Annotated in this window: 15 protein-coding genes and 1 other annotated feature; of the genes, 2 read left to right on the forward strand and 13 right to left on the reverse strand. The window is 49.2% G+C overall.

What is annotated here, in order from left to right; all coding sequences use genetic code 11:
- Positions 1 to 5: 5 nt before the first annotated feature.
- Both PBN151_RS26435 and PBN151_RS26440 read right to left on the reverse strand, forming a co-directional pair.
- Positions 6 to 1,391, reverse strand: coding sequence for a bifunctional folylpolyglutamate synthase/dihydrofolate synthase (locus PBN151_RS26435; RefSeq protein WP_072731581.1), 1,386 nt, complete (start codon positions 1,389 to 1,391; stop codon positions 6 to 8).
- A 93-nt stretch (positions 1,392 to 1,484) separates the two neighbouring features.
- On the reverse strand, positions 1,485 to 4,121 hold the full coding sequence (locus PBN151_RS26440; RefSeq protein ID WP_175560807.1) for a valine--tRNA ligase: 2,637 nt from the start codon (positions 4,119 to 4,121) through the stop codon (positions 1,485 to 1,487).
- A gap of 190 nt (positions 4,122 to 4,311) precedes the next feature.
- Positions 4,312 to 4,604: a binding site (T-box leader), on the reverse strand.
- Positions 4,605 to 4,768: 164 nt separating this feature from the next.
- Here PBN151_RS26440 and PBN151_RS31555 point away from each other — a divergent pair.
- A complete protein-coding gene (locus tag PBN151_RS31555; RefSeq protein WP_162833933.1) occupies positions 4,769 to 4,933 on the forward strand; it encodes a hypothetical protein in 165 nt (54 codons plus the stop codon).
- A 99-nt stretch (positions 4,934 to 5,032) separates the two neighbouring features.
- On the opposite strand, the gene PBN151_RS26445 is transcribed toward PBN151_RS31555, so the two are convergent.
- The 3 genes from PBN151_RS26445 to hemL all read right to left on the reverse strand — a co-directional run bounded on the left by PBN151_RS26445 (position 5,033) and on the right by hemL (position 9,084).
- On the reverse strand, positions 5,033 to 6,616 hold the full coding sequence (locus tag PBN151_RS26445; protein ID WP_072731584.1) for a LysM peptidoglycan-binding domain-containing protein: 1,584 nt from the start codon (positions 6,614 to 6,616) through the stop codon (positions 5,033 to 5,035).
- A gap of 143 nt (positions 6,617 to 6,759) precedes the next feature.
- Entirely contained in the window at positions 6,760 to 7,647 is an 888-nt protein-coding gene (locus PBN151_RS26450; protein WP_139295429.1) for an RluA family pseudouridine synthase, read from the reverse strand.
- Between the two features lie 132 nt (positions 7,648 to 7,779).
- Positions 7,780 to 9,084: a glutamate-1-semialdehyde 2,1-aminomutase gene (gene hemL / locus PBN151_RS26455; protein ID WP_072731586.1), complete on the reverse strand. Its 1,305-nt coding sequence runs from the start codon at positions 9,082 to 9,084 to the stop codon at positions 7,780 to 7,782.
- A 78-nt stretch (positions 9,085 to 9,162) separates the two neighbouring features.
- Here hemL and PBN151_RS26460 point away from each other — a divergent pair, with 78 nt between their 5' ends.
- Positions 9,163 to 9,840, forward strand: coding sequence for a Crp/Fnr family transcriptional regulator (locus PBN151_RS26460; protein WP_021252320.1), 678 nt, complete (start codon positions 9,163 to 9,165; stop codon positions 9,838 to 9,840).
- 115 nt (positions 9,841 to 9,955) lie between these two features.
- On the opposite strand, the gene hemB is transcribed toward PBN151_RS26460, so the two are convergent.
- The 8 genes from hemB to speD form a co-directional block, all read right to left on the reverse strand.
- Positions 9,956 to 10,960, reverse strand: coding sequence for a porphobilinogen synthase (gene hemB / locus PBN151_RS26465; protein ID WP_072731587.1), 1,005 nt, complete (start codon positions 10,958 to 10,960; stop codon positions 9,956 to 9,958).
- 1 nt (position 10,961) lies between these two features.
- Positions 10,962 to 12,548: a uroporphyrinogen-III C-methyltransferase gene (gene cobA, locus PBN151_RS26470; RefSeq protein WP_072731589.1), complete on the reverse strand. Its 1,587-nt coding sequence runs from the start codon at positions 12,546 to 12,548 to the stop codon at positions 10,962 to 10,964.
- Positions 12,549 to 12,553: 5 nt separating this feature from the next.
- Complete coding sequence (hemC, locus tag PBN151_RS26475) at positions 12,554 to 13,486, reverse strand: hydroxymethylbilane synthase (protein WP_072731591.1); 933 nt, start codon at positions 13,484 to 13,486, stop codon at positions 12,554 to 12,556.
- Positions 13,487 to 13,524: 38 nt separating this feature from the next.
- Positions 13,525 to 14,169, reverse strand: coding sequence for a precorrin-2 dehydrogenase/sirohydrochlorin ferrochelatase family protein (locus PBN151_RS26480; protein WP_072731593.1), 645 nt, complete (start codon positions 14,167 to 14,169; stop codon positions 13,525 to 13,527).
- Between the two features lie 3 nt (positions 14,170 to 14,172).
- Positions 14,173 to 15,000, reverse strand: a complete 828-nt coding sequence (gene ccsA, locus PBN151_RS26485) for a cytochrome c biogenesis protein CcsA (RefSeq protein ID WP_021252325.1) — start codon at positions 14,998 to 15,000, stop codon at positions 14,173 to 14,175.
- A 27-nt stretch (positions 15,001 to 15,027) separates the two neighbouring features.
- Positions 15,028 to 16,413: a glutamyl-tRNA reductase gene (gene hemA / locus PBN151_RS26490; protein ID WP_072731594.1), complete on the reverse strand. Its 1,386-nt coding sequence runs from the start codon at positions 16,411 to 16,413 to the stop codon at positions 15,028 to 15,030.
- 196 nt (positions 16,414 to 16,609) lie between these two features.
- A complete protein-coding gene (locus tag PBN151_RS26495) occupies positions 16,610 to 17,149 on the reverse strand; it encodes an S-adenosylmethionine decarboxylase (protein ID WP_072731596.1) in 540 nt (179 codons plus the stop codon).
- Between the two features lie 152 nt (positions 17,150 to 17,301).
- On the reverse strand, positions 17,302 to 17,700 hold the full coding sequence (gene speD / locus PBN151_RS26500; protein ID WP_021252328.1) for an adenosylmethionine decarboxylase: 399 nt from the start codon (positions 17,698 to 17,700) through the stop codon (positions 17,302 to 17,304).
- Positions 17,701 to 17,920 lie beyond the last annotated feature (220 nt).

The following is a 17,920-nucleotide window of genomic DNA, read 5'->3' on the forward strand; positions in this document are numbered from 1 at the left end:
CGAACTCACCAACCCTTTTCAGATTCGGTCCGATGCAGAACGAAAGAACGCACGTCTGCAATCAGATATAATGTCCCCGTAACTACTGCTAAATCTCCTGGCTCTGTCATCGCTTGTAGCTGTTCCAAAGCCTTATGCCAATCCGGCTCTACAAGAATGGTTGGACATTGTATATCGCCCTCGCCCTCCATCACTTGCTCGGCAATATGTTTCAAGCTCTCCGCATCCATCTTCTTGCGGAAATCTGGTTCTGTAAAAATAACGGTATCTGCTAAAGGTAGTATATGTCGTAGAACATCGGGATGATGCTTTGTCGACAGCATACCCATCATAATATGAAGCCGTTCATACCGGTACGTATCGCGCAGCGCTTGTGCAAGCGTCGCTGCCCCCTCCGGATTATGCGCTCCATCGAGCAGCATGCGAGGCTTCTCGCATACCATCTCTAAGCGCCCTGGCCATGCTGCACGCTTCAGTCCTTCTTGCGTGGTAGCATCCTCTAGCATGAAAGCCATATATTGTCGCAGCACTTCAAGCGCCATTAATGAGGCGGCCGCATTCTTCAACTGATGTGCTCCGTTCATCGTGAGCGACATTCCTTCCATCGAACGGAATGGGCCGAAGAATGTGAAGTTCTGTTCATTTTCAATCGCATGGAGCAGTTCCACCCGGAACTGTTCGTTCATGACATACAGCGTAGATTGGTTTTTCTCAGCAGCCTGCTTAATCACTTCAAGCGCTTCTGGCTGCTCCACCGTCGTCACCGCTGGCACCCCTGGTTTAATAATTCCTGCTTTCTCGGCAGCAATCTTCTCAATCGTATCCCCAAGTATGTCCATGTGATCATGGCCGATATTCGTAATAATCGATACGATCGGCGTCACGATGTTCGTTACATCAAGCCGTCCGCCAAGTCCTGTTTCCCATACGACGACATCCGGGAACGTCACTGTCGCATAGTACATAATGGCGAGCGCAGTTGATACTTCAAACGTCGTCGGCGAACCGAGCGGCGTTTGTGCGATTTCATCCACCAACGGCTTCAGCTTGTTCACAAGTTGAAGCAGCGTATCTTCAGGAATGTCCTCGTTGTTGTACTTTAAACGATTCGTATACTTCTCAATATAAGGAGAAGTAAATGTGCCGACATCATATCCGTTAGCAAGCAAGACACTTGTTAACATCGCACAGGTCGAGCCTTTACCATTTGTGCCCGCAACATGAATGAACTTCAAGCGACGGTGCGGAGAACCTAACCGCTCCATCAACAGTTCGATCCGATCCAATCCAGGACGGATTCCAAAAGGAATTAAAGAATTAATCCAATCAATTGCGTCTTCTACCCGAACAAAAGGAAAATCGGTTGCTTCCGTCTCGCTTGTCGTAGGCATAGTTCCTCATCCTTTATCAGATGTCATTAAACGACCGAACCGGCATGAGACAGCGCTCACGTCCGGATCGGTCGTACATATCGCACAGGTTGATTACGCTTCTTTCAATTCGGTAATACGCGCCAGTACTTTGTCTCTCTTCTCACTGTAATCACGCTGCTTGGCACGCTCTTCATCAATGACCGAAGCAGGCGCCTTCGCGATGAAACCTTGATTAGCAAGCTTCTTATCGACACGCTCCACTTCTTTGTTCAGGTGCTCGACTTCTTTTTGAAGACGTGCAATCTCCTGATCAATGTCAAGAAGGCCAGCGAGCGGCAAGTACAACTCGGCTCCTGTCACAATAGCGGTCATCGCTTTGTTCGGAGCAGCAGCTTCTATGCTTACCTCCAGCTTCGAAGTACCGCAGAAGCGTTCCACGAACTCAAGGTTGTTCGTAATGTTCGCTTCTACCATACGATCAGTCGGCTTCACAATCAATTCTACCTTCTTGCTCATCGGAACGTTCACTTCAGCACGAATATTGCGTACTGCGCGAATCATATCCATAAGAAGTGTCATCTCGCGAACCGCCTCAGGCGCTTCGAATTCAGCACGGTATACTGGCCATTCCGCAAGTGTTACCGTCTCGCCGGAGTGCGGCAGATGCTGCCAAATTTCCTCTGAGATGTACGGCATGAACGGATGGATCATGCGCATTGTACGGTCAAGCACGTAAGCCAGAACGGATTGCGTCTTCTTCTTCGCTTGCTCATTCGAGCCATACAAGCTAAGCTTCGCAAATTCAATATACCAATCGCACAGATCGTCCCAGATGAAGTTATTGAGTACACGGCCTGTTTCGCCGAACTCATAGGCATCCATCAAGCGAGTAATTTCGCGGGCAGTCTCGTTCATACGGTGGAGAATCCAGCGGTCAGCTGTGCCCAATTCGCCTGTGATGTCGATATCCGCATAAGTGAACCCTTCCAAGTTCATCAGAGCGAAACGGGATGCATTCCAAATCTTATTGGCAAAATTGCGAGCCTGTTCTACACGTTCCCAGCGGAAGCGCAAGTCTTGGCCTGGTGTACTGCTCGTCGAAATCATGAAGCGCATTGCATCAGCACCGTACTTCTCGATAACTTCAAGCGGATCGACACCATTCCCAAGCGATTTGGACATTTTCTTACCATCAGCATCACGCACCAAGCCGTGCATCAGCACATCCTTGAACGGAATTTCGTCTGTAAATTCCAACGCCGTAAAGATCATGCGGGATACCCAGAAGTAAATGATGTCATAGCCTGTAACGAGCACATTCGTTGGATAGTAGCGCTTCAGATCTTCTGTCTGTTCTGGCCATCCAAGTGTGGAGAACGGCCACAATGCAGAGCTGAACCATGTATCGAGTACATCTTCATCCTGCTTCAAGTGGTTGCTTCCGCATGACGTACATGCAGCCGCGTCTTCTTCTGCAACATGAATGTGTCCGCAATCCTCACAGTACCATGCAGGGATGCGATGTCCCCACCATAGCTGGCGGGAAATACACCAGTCGCGTACATTCTCAATCCAATGCAAATATGTCTTCTCGAAGCGATCAGGCACAAAATTAACACCTTTGCCAGACTTCTGTGCTTCGATTGCACGCTCCGCGAGCGGCTTCATCTTCACGAACCATTGCGTAGACAAATACGGCTCTACAACTGCGCCGCTGCGCTCGCTGTGACCAACTTGATGCACATGATCTTCAATCTTGATCAGCACGCCTTGTTCTTGCAAATCCTTCACGATCTGCTTGCGGCAATCTGCACGATCAAGCCCTTGATATTGACCAGCCAGCTCGTTCATTTTACCGGACTCATCCATTACCGTAATTTGCGGCAGTTGATGGCGGAGTCCCATTTCGAAGTCATTCGGATCATGGGCTGGCGTAATCTTAACCGCACCACTTCCGAAGTCTTTATCTACATAATCATCAGCAATGACCGGAATCTCTCTGCCAACAATCGGCAGTACCAGCATTTTGCCAATCATATGCTTATAGCGCTCATCCTTAGGGTGTACAGCTACTGCTGTATCGCCAAGCATCGTCTCTGGACGTGTTGTCGCCACAGTGATTGTGCCGCTGCCATCCTTCAGAGGATATTGCAGGTGATAGAGATGCCCCTGCACTTCCTTATATTCAACTTCGATATCAGACAATGCCGTACGTGCTGCCGGATCCCAGTTGATAATATACTTACCGCGGTAGATGAGACCTTTCTCATAGAGCTTCACGAATACTTGGCGAACCGCACGAGACAGACCCTCGTCCAGCGTAAAGCGCTCACGGGAGAAGTCCAATGACAGTCCCATCTTCGCCCATTGCTCACGAATCGTATTCGCATACAACTCTTTCCAATCCCATACACGCTCCAAGAATGCTTCACGCCCAAGATCATAGCGTGTGATTCCTTCTTCGCGCAGCTTCTGCTCTACCTTCGTCTGCGTTGCAATACCTGCATGGTCAGAACCTGGAAGCCACAAAGCATCATATCCTTGCATCCGCTTGAAACGAATCAAAATATCCTGCAATGTAAAGTCAAGTGCATGACCAATATGCAGCATACCCGTAACGTTCGGAGGCGGGATTACGATTGTGAATGGTTCAGCATCCTTGCGTTCACCTGCTTTAAAATACTCGCCTTTCATCCAGAAATCATACCATTTCTGCTCCGCTGCCTTCGGATCATACGTCGTAGGCATAGACAGTTGCTCTTGATTCTCTGCCAAGCAAATCCCTCCGTTACATAATCATGAGTATCTAATCGACAATGTTCAGCCTATATAATCGAAGCAAATCATACTGCTCGATCCATGCATGCTTCTCTAAGCGCATAGCTCGGTATTTGCAAGGACAATTCGCTTACGTAGGCAAATAAAAAAACCTTACGCCGCAAAGGACGAAAGGTTTAGCTTCCGTGGTACCACCTTTATTCCGCTCCCAGTACAGATCCTTACATCTTACAGATCGTGTGAGCGGCACTTCAGTTGCAAATAACGGCTGCGGCCGGCCTATTCTAGCGTATCCGGAACATGATGAACATCGTGTTCATACATTACCGTGACACGTTCAAAAGGGCAACTCCCAGGTGACTTCAGCGCGGGACAATCCTGCAGGCGTTGCACCGTGTCGCTCTGCTCTCTGTAAGGGGCCAATCGCTTACTAATCCTGTTCATAGTCTTTCAATCAGATCTTTATAAAAATAAACAATAACATTTACGATATATTGTACCTTCGCATACCGAGCGAGTCAATAGACGAAGCACAAAAGGATACTAACAAATGCTTTCCCTATTAGTCATATCCTGTTTTTCATTTTTCATAACATGTACTATAGGAGGTGTTTTACATGGAACGGTGGTGGTGTCGTGTTCGAGGTTCCATTAAAGGGGTTCTTTTCCCCATCATTTGCTTGCAATTTGTTCGCACGTTGCTTCTGCCAACAGCATTTGACGTATTTTTGCTATTTGTATTATTCCTCATCTTCATTGGATTTTTGTGGGATGTATATTGAAGCTTGTACTCTTGTACAACTGCATGCAGACACAAAGAAACCCGTCGCTCATTGAGCCATACGGGTTTCTTGCCTATCTATTAGGAAGTGGAGATATCGTTACGAGGTGGGAATATACAGAACTTGCCCTTCGGATATATCCGATTCCGCTAAGCGGTTGTAGAGCGCAATTTCTCTCGAATTCATGCAATAGCGGTCAGCAATTGTATCGAGTGTTTCAGAACGCTGCACAATACACAAGCGCACCTTCTTGAAAGCCCGCTCATCATCAATACGCTGCAGGAATAGCGACTGCCACTTTACTTCCTCACCAGTTGTCTCCTCATTCATTGCTGCTAGCTGCGCTGCCTCTTCTTCCTTCTGGATACGTTCCAGTTCTTGAGACTCCCGCTTCTTCTGCAGCAACGAACTGAATCCAACTGGTTCCGCTGCTTCCGGCTCGCTCGCTTTCGACTTGCCGATTGCAACCTTCATCTCCTGCTTGGCAGCTGCTGGAACATCCTCCGGCTCATTCAATGGAGCAGCTGCTTCAATATCGTCCCGCTCCACTTCCTGATTCGAGGCGAGCGATTCACCTTCACCCTCTGATTGAACAGCTGCATCTACTTCGATGGATTGCACACTTTCCTTTCTCGCAACAGGCTCATTCGTATTTGCTTCATTCGAGAGGGTTGGTGAATGAGACTCCAACTGAGTCATTTTCGCTGCTGGCTCGTGTTCTGCGCTATCCGTGGCAGCACTTGCTCTGCCCGGCGCTCGCCCTGCTTCGCCTTGCCCCTCGGCACTCTGAACCTCTAACCGCTCTTCCTCATCTCGCGTCTCTCTGGCCCACTGAGAACCACTCCATGTGAGCGGAATACGTTCAGATTGGGGAGTATCTCCATCAAATGCATCATGATCGGTTTGTGCAGGCAGCATCCTTTCCCCTTCGACTTCGCGAATCTCCACGTCTTCAGCAGCTCGATCGAAGTTCTCTTCCAACTCTTCTTCTGCCTGATCCTCCATCTGTTCCTCTGCCTGTTCCTCTGCCTGTTCTTCTGTTTGTTCTTCTTGCTCCTGTTCCTCTGAAGCCCTAACAGGACTGAAATCTCTATAATCAGCTTCTGTTTCTACTTTCGATTCAGTCGCAACTTCCGATTCAGTTGCAACTTCCGATTCAATTACAACTTCTTCAGTCACATGCTCTGCTGATTTCGTGAACGCCGGTGTATATGTACCGTAGTCACGCAGCCACGCTGGCTCTTCCCCATCGTGCTCGAGCTCCGTTTGATGTACAACTGTAAATTGCTCCGGCTCCCAAGCCGCTGGCTCTATGCTTTCCATTGAGATGCCGCGCAGCGATAAAATTCCTGTAATATTTAATGTACGTGTTGATAAAAGGTCTACATCGAAGTGCTCAATATCGACCGAAATATCATCCAAGCTGCGCACCCGATTTAAGGGGAGTGTGATTTCAACAGGGATCCAATGCTCAAGCGAATGACTGCTGCGCAGTTCATCAGCACCTACATATGCCCCAGCCAGCAGCAAGCTGCCACGCACTGTCACCTGGTCACCAGCAGGAATGACCTGAATGTGCGGTGTCAACTCCACTTCTTCCAATTGATCAATGCCGACCACTTCGTCGGACAAGTGCACACGTTCATAAATATCAAAGCGCAATCCATATGATTCTTCGTTCACAGACCGCTCCTCCTCCCGCAGTTCATATGCCATCTTCCCTTGTGACCAGCGTACATGCGATATGGCAACGATGTTAAGCTACAGTCGCAAAGTCAGACTCGTATCACTACTTCATCTATATGGGAGGAAAGAGAGGAGCATGACTATATTTTTTGCCGCAAGCGCAACATGTCCTCAGGCCACGGGGCGTCTACAACAATCTGTTCTCCTGACAGCGGATGGATGAAGCGCAAACTCTCCCCATGAAGCGCTTGTCTGCTAATGAGCTTGCCATCGCCCCCATATTGCGTATCTCCCGCAAGCGGATGCCCCTTTGCACTCATATGCACCCGAATTTGATGTGTCCGACCCGTCTCCAGCGTTAGGCGCACGAGGGACAGCTCTGAGCCGGGCTGCAGTGTTTCATAGTGGGTAATCGCAGGAGCTCCGCTATCGCTTACCCGATATTTGCCGCGATGATGACGATCCTTCCCTATTGGCGCATCTACCGTTCCAGAAGCCGGCGTCAGCGTTCCCTGAACAATCGCATGATAGATGCGCTCAATCTTCTTCTCGCGCATCATCTCATCCAGAATCACTTGTGTACACGGCTGCTTCGCATACAGCACCGGCCCGGTTGTATCAACATCTAAGCGATGTATATGCAGCACCTTGGAAGCCTGCCCCGTCCATAGATAGTGGCATGCCACTGCATGGGCAAGACTGTCCCGCCTCTTATCCTGCTCGGGTGTCGTTGGATGAACCGCCATACCTGCAGGCTTATATACAACCAGACAAGCATCATCTTCATATAACACCTCGGCAGGTGCGTCAGCGGGCTCATAAGCATCCGATTCAGCAACAAACCATTTCACACGCAGCCTATCTCCTGCAGTGCGAATATCTCCCGCATGATTCATTCTATGAACGAATTTTTTTGGCAAACGCAGCTCGCTAATCAGCCATGCCAGTGTAGATTGTTCATCTTGAAGCGAAGCTTTGCCGGGCATGAATTCTATCCATTCTCCTTGGCGTCTCCAATATCGTGTCACGACGCATCTCCTCCGTTCCTATCCATTTCAAAGCCCGGCACTCCACTTCTAACGCGGAATCGCCGGGCTCGTATTCGTCCTATTTATGTGTATAGATTGACCATACCATCCTATATTCAAGCCTGCATATACTTAGATTGATTTCTTTAGTGCAGCATAGTTGGCTTGAATTGTAAATTCAATGTCCTCATCGGTATGAGCCGCCGACACAAACATCCCCTCGAATTGCGAAGGCGCTACATTAACCCCTTCATCGAGTAGATGCTTAAAGTACGTACGGAACAGCTCTTGATTGGACGTGCGAGCCGTATCAAAATTCGTTACCGGCTCATTCGTAAAGAATGGGCATACCATCGAGCCAACACGGTTGATTGTACACGGCACTCCCAGTTCTTGCGCATTGCGGATAAAGCCTGCCTCAAGCTTGGCACCCTTACGATCCAGTTCCGCATACACCTCCGGCGTAAGCAAAGACAATGTCGTATAACCGGCAGCCATCGCCAGCGGGTTGCCGCTAAGCGTACCTGCTTGATAGATTGGGCCACTCGGTGCAATTTGCTCCATGTACTCGCGTTTGCCTCCGTATGCACCTACTGGCAGTCCACCACCGATAACCTTGCCGAAGCAAGTCAAGTCCGGTGTGACGCCAAACAACCCTTGCGCACAGCTGTAGCCCACACGGAATCCTGTCATAACCTCATCGAAAATAAGCAGACTTCCATATTGCTCCGTCAAATGCCGCAGGCCTTCCAAGAACCCTTCCTGAGGTGGTACAACCCCCATATTGCCTGCAACCGGCTCTACAATGACACAGGCAATATCTTCGCCATAGCGATCAAAGGCCAGCTTCACTGCTTCCAGATCATTATACGGAACCGCAATCGTATTGCTGGCAACCCCTTCAGGCACCCCCGGGCTGTCTGGTAGTCCCAATGTCGCTACACCCGAACCAGCCTTGATGAGCAGGCTGTCTCCATGACCATGGTAAGAGCCCTCGAATTTCACAATCTTACTCCGCTTTGTAATACCGCGCGCCAATCGGATTGCACTCATCGTCGCTTCCGTTCCGGAATTCACCATACGAACGATGTCTACGGAAGGTACACGCTCACATACCAGTTTCGCCATAGCCGTCTCGATCTCCGTAGGCGCACCGAAGCTTGTACCCTTCGCAGCCGTCTCTTGGATCGCACGCACAACTTCGGGATGCGCATGACCCATAATTAGCGGTCCCCATGAGCATACATAATCTACGAATACATTGCCATCGATATCATACAGCCGGGATCCTTCCGCCCGTTCAATATAAGCGGGTGTCAGACCGACGGATTTGAATGCGCGTACAGGGCTGTTCACACCGCCAGGTATGTATTTCTTTGCTTCTGCAAATGCTGCCTGCGAACGTGTGTCTACACGGCCAGATTTTTTTTCAGACATGTTGGTTGCTCCTTCTTATTTATTCCTCTGTTCTATGTTACACTAATAAAAAATCGGCTTGGCAAAGAGGGGAAAGTCATGATTGAATTGCTCAAACGCGTCCCACTGTTCTCTGATTTGACTGATGAACAGCTGGAAATCGTATCGTCCATCACATCCCGCCGGGAGTATGCCCCACATACGATCTTGTTCCAGCAGGGAGATCCAGGGCACACATTCTGCATCGTATTTCGCGGTGCCGTCAAAGTATACACATCCAACAAGAAAGGCCAGCAGAAGATCCTCTCTGTCTTTCAGAGCGGCGACAACTTCGGCGAACTTGCGCTTATTGATGGCAAGCCGCGTTCTGCAACAGCAGAGACATTAGAGGATACGGTTCTCTTTACCGTCACATCCGAGAGCTTCCACTTACTGCTGCGCGCCCACTACGATATTGCGAAGCAGGTTATGATTCAACTATGCGGTCGACTGCGCTCGACGAACGGATATGTCTATGACTTAACGTTCTTAGATGCACCAAGCCGCATCGTAAAGAACATCGTTCGCATCGCTCAGCAGCAAGGCGAGCGCCGCGGAGATAAAATCTACATCCGTGCCGCCTTCGACGCTGATGCCATGTCAGGTCTTGCTGGCGTACATCGGAACGTATTAGAACAAGTGATTCGTGATCTCGAGCATCAGCGTATCCTGACGCTGCAGCCGACCGAATACACGCTGGACGTATCCCGACTATTCCAGAGTCCTTACGTTAGCTAGCTCCATACATCGGGTAGACAAGCTCCCCGTCGGCACATTCAACGACCTTTGCCACGGGGAGTTTGCTATTTATACAGAAGTCGCTTCTTTTAATCAAGCCCCACTGCAACAATTGTTACGCTCGCTCAGACAGCCAACGTGCAGCATCCTTCGCATGATACGTAATAATCATATCTGTTCCCGCGCGCTTCAGACCAAGCAGCAGTTCGCTCACAATAGCACGTTCATCAACCCATCCAAGCTTGCTCGCTGCCTTCACCATGGAATACTCGCCGCTCACATTGTAAGCCACTAGCGGCAAATCGAATTGATCCTTCATCACACGGATAACATCCATGTATGCCATGGCTGGCTTCACCATAAGCATGTCCGCGCCTTCCAGAACGTCCTCTTCTGCTTCACGAATTGCTTCGCGCACATTGGCAGGATCCATCTGATAAGTCTTGCGATCACCGAATTGAGGCGCGGAATGAGCCGCATCTCGGAATGGACCATAGAATGCCGATGCATACTTCACCGAATAGGACATGATTGGCACATCATGATAACCTGCCTCATCAAGACCTGCACGAATCGCATGCACGAATCCATCCATCATATTGGATGGCGCTATAATATCAGCCCCCGCTTCTGCTTGAGACACCGCCGTACGCACTAAGTACTCGAGCGACTCGTCATTATCAATCTCGCCTACCTCGCATCCATTCACTTCATGCACATGAACCATTCCACAATGCCCATGATCGGTATATTGGCATAGACATGTATCCGCAATAATAAGCAGGTCAGGGTGAGCCGCCTTAATTCGTCTTGTCGCTTGTTGGACGATTCCATCCGTGGCGAATGCAGAGCTTCCGACAGCATCCTTCGAAGCTGGGACACCAAACAGCACAATAGCTGGTATACCCAATTGAACAATTTCGTCTATTTCTTCATCCATACGGTCAAGGGAGAAATGATAAACTCCCGGCATGGAGCTAATCTCTTCCTTAATCCCTGTACCATGCGTCACAAATATAGGCATAATTAAGTCATTGACTGTCAATACAGTCTCGCGAACCATATTGCGGAGAGCTGCCGTCTTCCGTAGGCGGCGTAATCTTGTAGTTGGAAATACCATGTTAGCAACCTCCTTGAATGTGTATATGCGCCTTGTCAGCACTGCTAAGTCTGCACATCTCGTCCACCATACTGCTAATGGTAGATCGTTCTGCGACTGCAGCAACCTGCAAGCCTGCATCACGCGCCGTGCGCGCTGTAATCTCCCCGATGCACACCACTTGAGCGCCACCAAGCTTCGCTACAGGGTCAGGAACCCCCATGCGTTCGAGTGCGGCGATCAGGTTCGTAACCGTCGAGGAACTTGTAAACGTAATCAGATGAATCGCGTTCTCTTCCAGCAATTCCACTAAATAAGGATCATCGTACTCAGGCAGCACAGTCTCGTACAAATCGACCTCATCCACAAGCAGGCCATGCTGCTGCAGCATCTCCTTCAGCCAAGGGCGCGCCAGATCACCCCGTGCAAGAAGCACGCGCTCTTCTGGCGAGATTAATGGACGAAGGGCATCCCATACCCCTTCTTGGCTATACTGAGCAGCAGATACATCTGGCTGCACTCCATATTCGCGAAGCGCTTCAGCAGTCTTGGGGCCTACCGTTACGATTCGTACATTCGCCCATTGGCGAATATCCTGCCCTTGCTCCTGCAAGTGTTGGAACCAATACTTGACGCCATTCACACTCGTCAGAACCAGCCATTGATATTGCTGTGCATGGATAAAAGCCTGATGAATCGCTTGCTGTTTCCCAAGAGAGACGGGCGCCCGCATCTCAATGACGGGATATTCATACGTCTCCCCTCCAAGCTGTTCAATGGGCTTAACAAGCTCGCTAGCCTGCGAACGGCTCCTCGTGACAAGTACTCTCTTACCGAACAGCGGTCGCTCCTCTGCCCAAGCTAGCTGTTCTCGCAGCTTCACAACATCCCCCACGACAATGACTGCCGGCGACTCGAAGCGAGCACGCTCTGCTTCATTCGCGATCGTCGCTAGAGTCCCTACGAGCGTGCGCTGCTCAACTCTTGTTCCCCAGCGCACTAATGCAACAGGTGTATCCGCTGCCCGCCCATGACTCATCAATCGTTCGGCTATTACACGCAGCTTGCCGATACCCATAAGGAACAGCAAAGTTCCAGCAGATTGGGTCATCTGCTCCCACGCGATGAACTCATCCAGCTTGTCCGGGTTCTCATGTCCAGTCACTACACAAAAGGAAGACGCGTAGTCCCTGTGAGTCACAGGGATGCCCGCATACGCAGGAACCGCAACAGCAGAGGTGACTCCCGGAACGATCTCATACGGAACTCCATGCTGCTTCAGCACAGCTGCTTCTTCTCCCACTCTGCCGAACACACAAGGATCGCCCCCCTTTAAGCGAACGACCCTGTTTCCTTCCTGTGCTAGATCAGCAAGCAGTTGGTTAATATCCGCCTGCTTCATCGCATGTCGATCAGGCAGCTTGCCCACATAGATCTTACGAGCGCCCTGCTTCATATATCTGAGCAATTGAGGGCTAGAGAGACGATCATAGACAACAACATCTGCTTCCTGCAGACAATTCAAGCCTTTGACCGTTATCAACCCTACGTCACCTGGCCCTGCGCCTACCAGATAGACAATACCTATTTCAGAGGAATGCCGTTCCATTCATATCAGCCCCTTAATTGGGATAGCATTTGTTCCGCTCCTCGGTCCAGCAGACGCTCTGCAACTGCAATACCAAGTTCCTCTGGTTGACCGCCTTCCATTGTGTCACTCAAAATCGTATTCTCTTCCGCCGATCCGACAAGACCAGTTAAGCGTATCGTGTCATCTGCGTTATGAAGCTCTGCATACGCTCCGATCGGCACTTGGCACCCGCCATTCAAGCGGCCTAAAAATGCCCGCTCCGCCTGAACGGTACGAGCAGTATCTACATCGTGATAACGCGCAAGCAGCGACAGTACTTCCTCATCATCTGCACGGCATTCAATCCCCAATGCCCCTTGCCCTACCGCTGGGAGACACAGTTCTGTCGGCAAATAGGATGTGATACGATCCTGCCATCCCATCCGATGAAGTCCTGCTGCAGCAAGAACGATTGCATCGAATCCTTCCGTCTCTAGCTTCTTCAATCGTGTATCAATATTGCCGCGCAATGGCTCGATCTGCAAATCCGGTCTATGCGCCTGCAATTGACAAGATCTGCGCAAGCTGCTCGTGCCTACCTTCGCACCTATGGGCAAATCCTCAATCGAGGTGCCAGACTTCATAATCAAGCAATCTCTTGGATCTTCCCGCTTGGGCACAGCGCCAACCGTCAGTCCATCCTGAAGTTCCCAAGGCATGTCCTTCATGCTATGAACCGCGATATCCACTTCCTTATCCATTAACGCTTGTTCAATCTCCTTCACGAACAACCCTTTTCCGCCTACCTTGGACAAGGTAACGTCCAGGATGCGATCTCCTTTCGTTACGATCTTCTTAATTTCGAATCGGAACGGAAGGTTGTTCTCTTTGCAAATGGTCTCCAACGCCGCAATCACATGCCCGGTCTGCGTCAATGCCAAGGCGCTCTGCCTTGTCCCAACAATGATAGTACGCATCTAGTTGCCCCTCCTGCTTGCCTAAATTATTCATTCATTTATTGATATTGGGCGAGCCACGCCGTGACCCAGTCCTCCCACTTGGGAAGTGTGACATTACATTCATAGGCTCGCCAGCATTCTTCTGCATAGTGCCGCATTGCTCGCTGGCGATCTACCGTGTCTGGCAGCACATCATGCGAAGCCTTGCGTGCGTGCAGCAGCATCTCCGCTACTCGCGCCAACTCATCGTCCATTAACTTGGACAGCTTGGCTAATATACTTCTCGTCAAAGTTGGACTAGCGCCGCCAGTCGATACAGCGAGATGAACATCTCCGTGCTGCACCGTCCCAGGATTGGCGAAGTCACTCTGTTCCGGACTATGAGCAATATTGATAAACGCCCCACAGCGCCTTGCTTCCGCGGCTACTCGCTCATTCACTTCACAGTGATCTGTCGCAGCAAACACAAGCAGCGCTCCAATGGCGTCCCCCTCTTCATACTCTCTTGCGATATGAACAATGCTACCTTCATGGACAAAGTGCCAAAGCTCTGCAGTCAATACGGGACTGACCACTTTCACTTCAGCACCACTCGCCAGCAAGTGACGAACCTTGCGCGCAGCTACCTTGCCGCCGCCAATCACCGTACATGGCTTGCCAACAAGCTTCAGCATAATCGGATACAGAGGGGAATCTCCCATTCGCTACACTCCAATCCAGCGATGAAATGTCGACAATGAATTCAATGCGAAATTGAGCATCATTACCGCATAACATCCTAAATTCAACAAAGAAAGTCGAAATCCTGTTGAATCATTACGCGAGCGTTTCACAATATAAGAGCCATAGAATAAAAGCGCTAATAACGTAAACCATATCTTAAAATCAATCAGCAATTCCGTACGATTGTCGAGCAGAATAGCCCCAACTGCTACGGCAAGCGACAGTAAAATCATCGGAATGCCAATTACGACAGCTAGAAACGAAAAGCGTTCAATTCGTTCAAGACTAGGCAAGCGCCGCACCGCGTCAGACCATTGCTTAGCCTTCAACTTATGATGGAGAAATACATACATGCCCGCGAATACGGCACTAATCGTTAAGGCTGCGAAACCAAAGGCTACAAGCGAGATATGGAAAGAGAGCAAATTACGCATCATCTCCCATTCCTTCATCGATGCAGGCATTGTCGGGTCGTTAAGCATGTTCACGAGCAATAAGGCAAACCCAATAAGATTGACGAAAAAAACGATAAATTCGATATGAAAGAACCTGCTAATGACAATGGATACGGTCACGAGGAACCATGAAAACAAAAACATAAATTCAAAACTACTAAAAACGGGCACATCCTGATGCCTCACCATTCTTACAATCAAGAAGATCGTCTGAAGTACCCATACAAAAGTAAGAAGCCCTGCGCCCATCCGCTTCGCTTTCCGATTGACTCCTACCACATCGGAAAAATAAAACAGAAGGCTCAGGGCGTATGTGTAGATAATCGCATCGTAAATCCAACTATTCGTAACCATCGATGCCTGCCGCCTCCTGTTCTTCCTCTACCATGTGACGGCTGCCCAAGACAGCACAGACTTCCCCCGCTCGGGTTCCGTATTTCGATTCACGGTGACTTGGGGTGAGGGCTGTTCCTTGCCTCGCTCCTCCTTGCCACCCGCTTCTGGCTGCTCCAGTGCGAAAATTTGCGAAAATAACCGCAATGCCTCGTCCCCATTTTTCTCAGCGGCGAGCTCTTTAATTTGATTAATTGGGTCGTGCATCATTTGGTTCAACATGCTCTTCGTCAGACGGCGTATCAATTTTTCTTCCCGTTCAGACAGCTCGGGAAGTTTATTGAACAAGCTTTGCAGCGTATCCTGGTGGATGCGTTCTGCTTTGGACTGTAAAGATCGAATCATCGGAGTTACACCCAGCATTTTGAGCCAATGACGATGCTCCTCGAGTTCATCTGCGATAAAAGCTTCGATCTTCGCCGCTTCCTTGCGGCGACGTGCCAGATTGCTCTCCACAATACCTTGCAGATCATCGATATCATATAAGAATACATTCGACACGTCACTAATCGCCGGATCCAAGTCACGCGGCACGGCAATGTCAATGAAGAACAGCGACCGAGATTTGCGTCTGCTCATCGCCCGCTTCACATCATCCGCTGTCAGTACATATTCCTTCGAACCCGTTGAGCTAATCACAATATCAGCCTCAGCCAGCATCTGTTCGGCCGCATCAAGCGTACCTGCCCGACCGTTAAACTGCTTCGCCAGCTCTTCCGCACGAGATAGGGTACGGTTTGCTACCATTACCTCCGCAGCCCCGTTGGCATATAAATGCTTCACAGTCAGCTCGCTCATTTTGCCTGCGCCTAGAATGAGTACCTTCTTTCCTTGGAACGATCCGAATATTCGCTTGCCAAGCTCCACTGCGGCATAGCTGACCGATACCGCATTTTCGTTAATGCTTGTTTCGGCATGTGCTCTCTTCGCGAGTGTTATCGCCTGCTTAAATACGGTATTCAGCCACGTCCCGGTTACCCCTTCATTTTGCGCGAACAAGAAGGCATTACGGATTTGGCCTAAAATTTGCGTTTCGCCGATGACCATGGAATCCAAGCCGCAACTGACCCGGAACAAATGCTCGACAGCCTGATCATCTTCATATATATAGAGGTGCGGTGTAAATTGCTGTCTGGAAATGCCGAACCACGTCTCCATAAAGCTGCGGATGAAGTGACCGCACATGTGCAATCTGTCGACAACCACATACAGTTCTGTGCGATTGCATGTCGACACCATCACGCATTCGAGCACGCTCTTCGTCTGTCTCAATTGTCTCAGCGCCTCTTGCCAATCACTTTCGGGCACTGCAAACTTCTCCCGAATTTCTACGGGCGCCGTACGATAGTTCATGCCGACGACGATGATGTGCATTCATTTCACCTGCTTTTCAAAATTTAGTACATTCTCAGATGATAATCATTATAACATAGATCAACAAGAACATTCGTTCGTAATTTGAAAATATTATGAAATGCATGTCAAATTTTAGTTTGTACGGGCTAACTGCACCTTATACTATCATTGCAACGCCCCAATGTCATTCTTTTTTTATGTACTTTTTGCCAGTTCACTTCGGTGTAAAATAAGATTCCAGCACTTCCTTCAAATCCTTGTCTGCGCTAACCAGTTCTTCACGCTTGGATGCGATCCATCCCCCGCTGCTGTTATAGACGAGTGCATAGCTGTCATAGAGTCGGGTCATTGCCTCGGCGCTCATGCTGATCATCTCTTTTTCACTGTCCGTTAATGGGCGATCGCCATTTAACTGCATCAATGTGATGGTTTCTACAACCTTATTCAGGCTAGGCAGCTCTGGCAGCTGCTTCTTCCCAACCGCACGAACCAGTCTTTCATGTGCAAATGCTGCTGAATAAGCAACAAGCTTCAATTTTTGAAGCGGTTCTGTCGAGTCATACCGCGCTGCTTCCTGCAATGATCCTTTTAACAGGTTCGTTTGAAATTGAGCTACTTCGTACAGCATTTTAAGCGGGTCGGACGCTTCTGCCTTCGGTGACAATAAGTTGTACACTTGAATGGAAGGCCATATTAGCAGCATGAACAACACAACCATCCATACGATACCGCCTCGAAATCGTCTAGGTCTCATCAGCATTCACCTACTATATATGATTATGTATATAGCTTATGGAGCAACAAGTGGACAAATAACCGAGCTATGAGGTTGTCTCTGTATGAGAATAAAAAAAAGCCCGCCCCACCCTGTGCCAAGCACGAGGATGAGCGGGTCTTTATTGTCGTTTATACCAATTCGGATACTTTCATATCCGGAGTAACCACTTGCAATTCGCCTAATCCGCGAATAAGTTTCTTCGCGTACGTTTTCTCCGGTTTCAACACAGAGACCAGGTAATCAATGGCTAGCTGCGGGTCTACTGTTTCTCCGCAAGTGTAACAATCGATTGCTGCAAATCCACGTTCAGGATAAGTGTGGATTGAAAGATGACTTTCTGACAACATAACTAGAACTGTTGCCCCTTGTGGGTCAAACTGTTTAGATTGAACAGACAAGACCGTTGCACCACACGCTTCAGCGGCTTCTACCAGTTGTGCTTCAAGCAATTGAGCATTGTTCAGCAAATCGAAGTCGACTCCCCACGTGTCAACAGCAACATGTCTTCCGAAAGTTGAGTATTCCATCTTTCGGTTCCCCCTTCCTAGGAATAAAATGTTTGAAAAAATAATTTCATCCGCTAGGACCTACGTCATTCACTTCCCGAGGGAAAAATCTCTCGCAACATGCAATGTCCTGAGTGAATCCTGGTTCCTATATTGTTTTCAACGAGATTAAAAATAACATCTTACTCACATAAATGCAACACTTTTTTATCCACTTATCCCCTGACTATTCCATTTTCCC

The sequence above is a fragment of the Paenibacillus sp. NAIST15-1 genome (assembly GCF_001894745.1).
GTDB classification, from domain to species: Bacteria; Bacillota; Bacilli; order Paenibacillales; family Paenibacillaceae; genus Paenibacillus_B; species Paenibacillus_B suaedae.